This is a genomic window from Helicobacter cinaedi CCUG 18818 = ATCC BAA-847 (genome assembly GCF_000155475.1).
Taxonomy (GTDB): Bacteria; Campylobacterota; Campylobacteria; order Campylobacterales; family Helicobacteraceae; genus Helicobacter_C; species Helicobacter_C cinaedi.
The window spans coordinates 5,888-11,677 of sequence record NZ_DS990396.1 but is presented as its reverse complement, the minus strand read 5'-3'; the positions used below and the strand labels follow the sequence as shown (position 1 = coordinate 11,677).

Sequence of the window (5,790 nt, the reverse complement as noted above, 5' to 3'; positions counted from 1 at the left end):
GTTAGAGTATTTGTAGGATATTCTTGTGTGTTAAACTCTTTTATTTTATTATGTTTAGCTTTTTGTGTGAAAGGGAGAGGAGAAATACTCATTGGGAATTTTCTTTTATTATGAGTTTGCCTGTTTTATCGATTAAGTTATTAAAATATAATGCACCGAGAATTAAATAATAATCTGCTTCTTTGTTTTGCAGTATTATTTTATATTCTTCAGTGTGTTTGTGAAATATCTTTGCGAAAATATTTGCTTGATGGCGTAAGACAAAATGAGTTAATTGCATGATAGATTCTTCATAGTGTTTTGATATGATACTCCCTATCTCTTCTTGCCAAGCCAAATTTAAAACACTTCTTTTTTTACCCATTCTTCGTAAGTATATTTTTCTTTATTTTTCCTTGTTATTTCTTTGTCTCTTTGCTCAACTTCTTTATTTCTTTTATTTATCATTTCTTTTGCTATTTTTTTAACTTTTGATTTTTTATCATTGGGAATACCTTGCATTATGTTATGATAGTAACTTGTGTAGAAATTATCTAAAAACATATTGTATTTCCATCTACCAAAACAGATTAAAGTTTCTGCTGTGTTGGTATCTTTATCACAAGAAAAGCTTGGTGATGGTTCATTATTATATTGATACACGAGTGCATAACTAGCTGCCTGTATTTTGTTTTTTGGGCAATTTTAGCAAAAGCATCTTCTAAAGTTTGCCCCATACATATGCTAATAAACAATAATAAAGTTAAAATAGCTTTTTTCATTCAAATTATTTTCCTTTTGTCTAAAAATTCTTCAAAAATCTTACTAGATTGTATTTTATGAAATACTTGCTGCCTATCAGATAAAGCATTTTCACCACCATTAACTTTTTTAGTTATTTGTTTCACTATTTCATTCGTATTATTTTCATTTTGCGTGTCTGCAATTTTGTATAATTCCTTACTATTCCAAAAATATACTGCACTAAGCAAAGCAAATTTACCATCTGTGGTAATGCTATCAGGATTATTTACAAAGTAATTATCTGTATCTATCCAGCCTTGCTTTTTGGCATAAATACTTGCTCTCTCATAATGTTCTTTAAATGTCAAATGTATCAATCCTTTACCACGATATTTATAGCCATCACCTTGTCTCATCACTTAGAATCCACCTTTACAATTAATCTGCCTGTTTTGTCGATTAGGTTGTCTTGGTAGAGGGCAGTAAGTAGGATTATAAATTTTTCCCCATCTATTAATGTTCCATTTCTTTCTTTTTCTCTTTCTGTGAGCAATTCATCTTGCTCACGATTAAAGAGGTCGTTATATTTCTTTTTATTTATAAAAATTCGCATAAATAGTTCATTATTATTATCTAATAAATATTGCGTTAATTCTAGTGTTCCTTGCATATATACTTGTTCTATGTCATACAATATCCCCAAATATGGGTCTTCCAAGCCCCTGCCATAAACATTTAATATATTATTTGCTTCCTCATCGCCATTATCAGCCTGTTTCTCAATCTCACTAATATATTTATCAATGGATTGTATCACTAGCCCTATTTTATTTCTGTTATCCATAGTTTGTTGTATTATTGCTTGAGCTTTTGGCTTATCACTATCCTTTATATTTTGCATTATCAGAGTATAATAACTCATAAAGAAATTATCAGAATAGGCATTATATTCTTGCTCACACATAAATGATTCCACCCTGTTAGTTGCCATATTGCAATCAAAGCTTGGTCTTACGCATTCATTATCTACATTATCGCAATACCTAGAAAAGTCAGCACCACTGCATATATATGTCATCAGTATTGACACAAGGATAATATTTCTCATAGTGCCTCCTTAAAAATCCCTAAAGATTCCATTGCTTATATTGGCAGTATTGCTACTTCCAAAGCGTATTCTTTTAAAGGCTTTTTGTCTTTCATCTAAACCATTATAGCCACCATTGACTTTTTTGGTTATTTGCTTGACTATTTCATTGGCATTATTGCTAGTTTGTTTATCTGCAATCTTATAACACCCTGTGTGATTCCAAAACCATACCGCACTAAGCAAAGCTATCTTGCCATTATCAAGCAATGCTTTTCTATGTTCCTCATTGTTTAGGAAGTCTTTGGTATCGTTTGGATAATGCTTGTTATAGTAGGATTGGAAATCTGCATAATTGTATCTATGGGTTAATTGTTTGATTCCTCTACCTCTGAATCTATAACCATCGCCTTGTCTCATCACTTAGAATCCACCTTTACAATTAATCTGCCTGTTTTGTCGATTAGGTTGTCTTGATAAAAAGTGCCAAAAAACCTATAATCCCACATATCCCCAACCTCTATATTATCTTGCGTTAAAAGTATTTGATACGTCTTGGGATTTTTAAAAATTTTTGCAAAAAGGTTCTTATCATTTGCTCAAAGATATTAGGTTATATCATATAATCCTTGATAATATATTTCAACAATTTGAGAATCTATACAAAGAAGAGTATCCGTACCATTTAGTGCATTATCTACACATTGTTGTATATCTATGCTATCCCTTTGTTTCATTGCTTCTTTTGCTATCCTTTTTATCTCTTGTTTTTTATCTTTTGGCGTATGTTGCATTATGAGATGATAATAGCTAGTAAAGAAATTATCGTATAAAATTATAGAGGTAAAGCCTCTAAACCATTCATCGGCTTTAGAGCATATCTCTAATTCTATATCATTAAGCCTAGATTCATTATCACACTTAAAACTTGGCTGATTGCATTGTCCTTTTTCATCACAACGCCATTCATATACGATTTTATGTCCTATTTTGTATAATTCACTTTTTTCATCAAGTGGCACAGACAAATCATAAGAGGCACTGGGAGATTCTTGACAGAAGACATAAGTTGTAATGAGACACATATATACAAAATGCCTGAATCTATTATTTAAAATCACTAAATATTCCTTTCTTAAGATTCTCATTGCTTTCAATCAATTTTGTCAAGTCTGTTGTTGCACTCCTTAGCTGTGCTTGAGTTATATTGTATGTGCCAAAGCGTATTCTTTTAAAGGCTTTTTGTCTTTCATCTAAACCATTATAGCCACCATTGACTTTTTTGGTTATTTGCTTGACTATTTCATTGGCATTATTGCTAGTTTGTTTATCTGCAATCTTATAACACCCTGTGTGATTCCAAAACCACACTGCACTAAGCAAAGCAAATTTACCATCTGTGGTAATGCTATCAGGATTATTTACAAAGTAGTCATCTGTATCTATCCAATTTTTATTTTTGGCGTATAAACCTGCTCTGCATAAGCAAATCTTGCCAATGCAAAATATTGACAAAAATGATTTCATTCTTCATCACTCCAAGCTCGTGGGCGACATCTCGCAGATTCGCATACCAAATATATATCCTCATTTCTGTGTGAGAGTCTAGTTTTGCCGCCAACGCTGACAAAATCCCATATTTTCCCAACAAATTTCACTTTACCACGATATACACACCCATCACCACTATAATAATGTAAATTCCATACGATGATATGTTGTTTCAAATATTGTTCCATTTGCTTTAAATCTTTTGGTAAAGATTGCGTATTTTTGCAATGTTCCAATGCCTTCTCATCACTTATACCACTATTTTCCCAATTTATTTCCATATCTATTGCTAACACTTCTAATGTTTCTTTTTTAAATTCTTCTGCATAGGGTGGCAATGGTATTGTATAATTTTCATTAGCAAAAAGACTATACATAAGTAAAATAATTACACTACTCTTTTTCATACAAATCCTTTGCCTCCCCTCTAGTCTTTTGAGGCGAAATATCATCGTGTTCGTAAATATCATTTTCAGTAAGATTATACTCAGTTTTCAAAATTTCTACTAAATTCTTTATAGAATCTTTTTGGGTTTGGTCGGTTTGCTCGGAAGTATCCCAAGTAGCAGCATAAAAAGTAATTTGTGGATATTTATTGTCAATAGGTAATTTTCTTAAGTCTGTAGCCTTTCCCACCACTTCTATGCCAATAGATTCATTATTAATGGGATAGCGATTTGGATATGCGAAATTCTTTTCCTCCTCTTTTCTTACATTATCGTGGATTTGTTTTGGTATTTTGCCTTGATAATAACCTAAAATCTTTTTTGTATAACTTTCATCACAGGTATCATTATCGTAGCATTTAGAGCCTATTTTTCCTATATGCTGTGTGTATTTATACAAACTTGCACATTGATAAATTGTGCCATCTGTATCAATCAAAAAATGTGTTCCTACTCCCCTTAAAAATCCATTAATAGCTTGAAGTGAAGTATCAGTATCTGTTCTATGTAAAACAAATAGCTTTGATTTGTTGTTTTGTTAAGTTACCTTTTTCAAGTGCTGTTGCTAATTGTTTTGTTTGGTCAGCGTGTTTTACTTTTTGCCATATTTCCTTTGCTCTTTTTATTTTATCTTCTCCATTCGCTTCCCAATGCAAATATCCCTCATCATCAATATAATAAGGTTTCCCCACCTCTACCCACACTTGCATACTTTGATAGTTTTGTTGTTTTCTAAGTTCAAGTAGAGTTTGTAGTTCTTCAAAGTCTTTACTCGCTTTAAGAAAGAGAGAATCTGTATTAGTTTGTTGTGTGTTTGATGTTTGAGTATTGTTTGGATTTTGATTATTTTGTGTTGGATTACTTTCTTGTGTATTTCCTAGTGAGCTTTGTGCTATATTGTTTGAAGTATCTTTATACATTTTATAAAGCTTATTGCTCTCTGATTTGAGTGTTATATAATCTTCTGTCTTGTTATAACCTAACTCATATTGTTTGTCTTCTTTAAAATCTTTTATAAGATGAGACATTATGCTATTGTTTATTTGAAAAGATTGCTGAGTATTTTTATGCAAAAGAGTAAGAGTATTATAAGTTATTTCTATTATTGGTAGTGCATTAATAGTAAGTATAGTATGTGTTTGTCCATTGCTTGTTTCATAAGCTGGATTATTCTTGTATGCAAAGAGAACTAGCTGTTGCTTTTCTTTAAGATAATCTTCTACTTCCTTTTGTGTCTCATCTTCTTTTATAGTGTATTGAAACTTTGCATTTATATCAAAGCTTACTTGTGTATTGTGTTTGGCTTTTGATGTGAAAGTAAGAGGTTCTAGATTTTCTTTCTTTATTTTGCTTTTTTCCCATAAAGGTTCGTTTTTATATTTCACATAATAAGCCCATTGAATATCTTTTTTTAACGCTTTCCCACTTGTGAGATGGGTTTCTAATGCAATGAGGTTTTGATTTTCTTGTAATGGAGTTTGGGAAGTATTTGTATCATCTGCGCTAGTTTGTTGTGTAGTTGTATCCTCTCTTTTTTCTACCTGTGTGGTGTAGATGTCTATTTGTTCTTTTTCATTTGAATTGGGTTTGTCTTGTTCTTTATATATTCTAATATGTTTAATACTTGCCTCATCATCTTTATTAAGTATAAGGCAAAATGTGTTGTCTTTAGTTCTATGGGCTATGGCATTGCATTGTCCTGTTCCTACAATACTATATTCTTCACCTTCAAGGGTAATAGGAAAAGATTTATGTTTGTCTCTCTCTTGTAACTCACAATCAAAGACAACCTCTCCATTTTCATCTATGGTTTTGGAGTTTCCCATAAGAGTGAGTGTTTTTCCTGTAAGCTCATTTAACTTTTTGCCAGATATTTTGATATGGCATTGAAATTTGATTGTATTGCTCATTACTTATTCTTTTATGCTATTTTTGGGTCATTAAAGAGTAGGTCAGAAGAGGTTTGATTTATTCCTTTTCTTC

11 protein-coding genes are annotated in these 5,790 nt (G+C 31.4%); all 11 read right to left on the bottom strand.

The genetic code is table 11. The annotated features are described in order from the left end of the window. Positions 1 to 88 precede the first annotated feature (88 nt). Positions 89 to 337, bottom strand: a complete 249-nt coding sequence (locus tag HCCG_RS10730; RefSeq protein ID WP_015453662.1) for a hypothetical protein — start codon at positions 335 to 337, stop codon at positions 89 to 91. 2 nt (positions 338 to 339) lie between these two features. Next, the gene (locus HCCG_RS10725) at positions 340 to 543 is read right to left on the bottom strand and encodes a hypothetical protein (RefSeq protein WP_015453661.1); all 204 of its coding nucleotides are present in this window, start codon (positions 541 to 543) and stop codon (positions 340 to 342) included. Positions 544 to 569: 26 nt separating this feature from the next. After that, positions 570 to 761, bottom strand: coding sequence for a hypothetical protein (locus tag HCCG_RS10720; protein ID WP_002957570.1), 192 nt, complete (start codon positions 759 to 761; stop codon positions 570 to 572). Beyond that, entirely contained in the window at positions 762 to 1,139 is a 378-nt protein-coding gene (locus HCCG_RS10715) for a hypothetical protein (RefSeq protein ID WP_015453660.1), read from the bottom strand. Continuing rightward, positions 1,139 to 1,831: a hypothetical protein gene (locus HCCG_RS10710; protein ID WP_002957568.1), complete on the bottom strand. Its 693-nt coding sequence runs from the start codon at positions 1,829 to 1,831 to the stop codon at positions 1,139 to 1,141. Before HCCG_RS10710 ends, HCCG_RS10715 begins: the two co-directional genes overlap by 1 nt. Positions 1,832 to 1,840: 9 nt before the next feature. Further along, positions 1,841 to 2,230, bottom strand: a complete 390-nt coding sequence (locus HCCG_RS10705) for a hypothetical protein (RefSeq protein WP_015453659.1) — start codon at positions 2,228 to 2,230, stop codon at positions 1,841 to 1,843. Positions 2,231 to 2,418: 188 nt separating this feature from the next. Beyond that, entirely contained in the window at positions 2,419 to 2,931 is a 513-nt protein-coding gene (locus HCCG_RS10700) for a hypothetical protein (RefSeq protein ID WP_015453658.1), read from the bottom strand. Then, a complete protein-coding gene (locus tag HCCG_RS10695) occupies positions 2,918 to 3,337 on the bottom strand; it encodes a hypothetical protein (RefSeq protein ID WP_002957565.1) in 420 nt (139 codons plus the stop codon). Before HCCG_RS10695 ends, HCCG_RS10700 begins: the two co-directional genes overlap by 14 nt. Beyond that, complete coding sequence (locus HCCG_RS10690; protein ID WP_015453657.1) at positions 3,334 to 3,768, bottom strand: hypothetical protein; 435 nt, start codon at positions 3,766 to 3,768, stop codon at positions 3,334 to 3,336. Before HCCG_RS10690 ends, HCCG_RS10695 begins: the two co-directional genes overlap by 4 nt. Then, a complete protein-coding gene (locus HCCG_RS10685; RefSeq protein WP_110550534.1) occupies positions 3,755 to 4,282 on the bottom strand; it encodes an N-acetylmuramoyl-L-alanine amidase in 528 nt (175 codons plus the stop codon). Before HCCG_RS10685 ends, HCCG_RS10690 begins: the two co-directional genes overlap by 14 nt. A 28-nt stretch (positions 4,283 to 4,310) precedes the next feature. Then, complete coding sequence (locus tag HCCG_RS10680; protein WP_002957562.1) at positions 4,311 to 5,717, bottom strand: hypothetical protein; 1,407 nt, start codon at positions 5,715 to 5,717, stop codon at positions 4,311 to 4,313. Positions 5,718 to 5,790: the final 73 nt, after the last annotated feature.

What these genes read in the sequence shown, in the direction of transcription:
- HCCG_RS10725 (WP_015453661.1), bottom strand. Translation starts at nt 543, where the DNA reads ATGTTTTTAGATAATTTCTACACAAGTTACTATCATAACATAATGCAA.
- HCCG_RS10720 (WP_002957570.1), bottom strand. Translation starts at nt 761, where the DNA reads ATGAAAAAAGCTATTTTAACTTTATTATTGTTTATTAGCATATGTATG.
- HCCG_RS10715 (WP_015453660.1), bottom strand. Translation starts at nt 1,139, where the DNA reads ATGAGACAAGGTGATGGCTATAAATATCGTGGTAAAGGATTGATACAT.
- HCCG_RS10710 (WP_002957568.1), bottom strand. Translation starts at nt 1,831, where the DNA reads ATGAGAAATATTATCCTTGTGTCAATACTGATGACATATATATGCAGT.
- HCCG_RS10705 (WP_015453659.1), bottom strand. Translation starts at nt 2,230, where the DNA reads ATGAGACAAGGCGATGGTTATAGATTCAGAGGTAGAGGAATCAAACAA.
- HCCG_RS10695 (WP_002957565.1), bottom strand. Translation starts at nt 3,337, where the DNA reads ATGAAATCATTTTTGTCAATATTTTGCATTGGCAAGATTTGCTTATGC.
- HCCG_RS10690 (WP_015453657.1), bottom strand. Translation starts at nt 3,768, where the DNA reads ATGAAAAAGAGTAGTGTAATTATTTTACTTATGTATAGTCTTTTTGCT.
- HCCG_RS10680 (WP_002957562.1), bottom strand. Translation starts at nt 5,717, where the DNA reads ATGAGCAATACAATCAAATTTCAATGCCATATCAAAATATCTGGCAAA.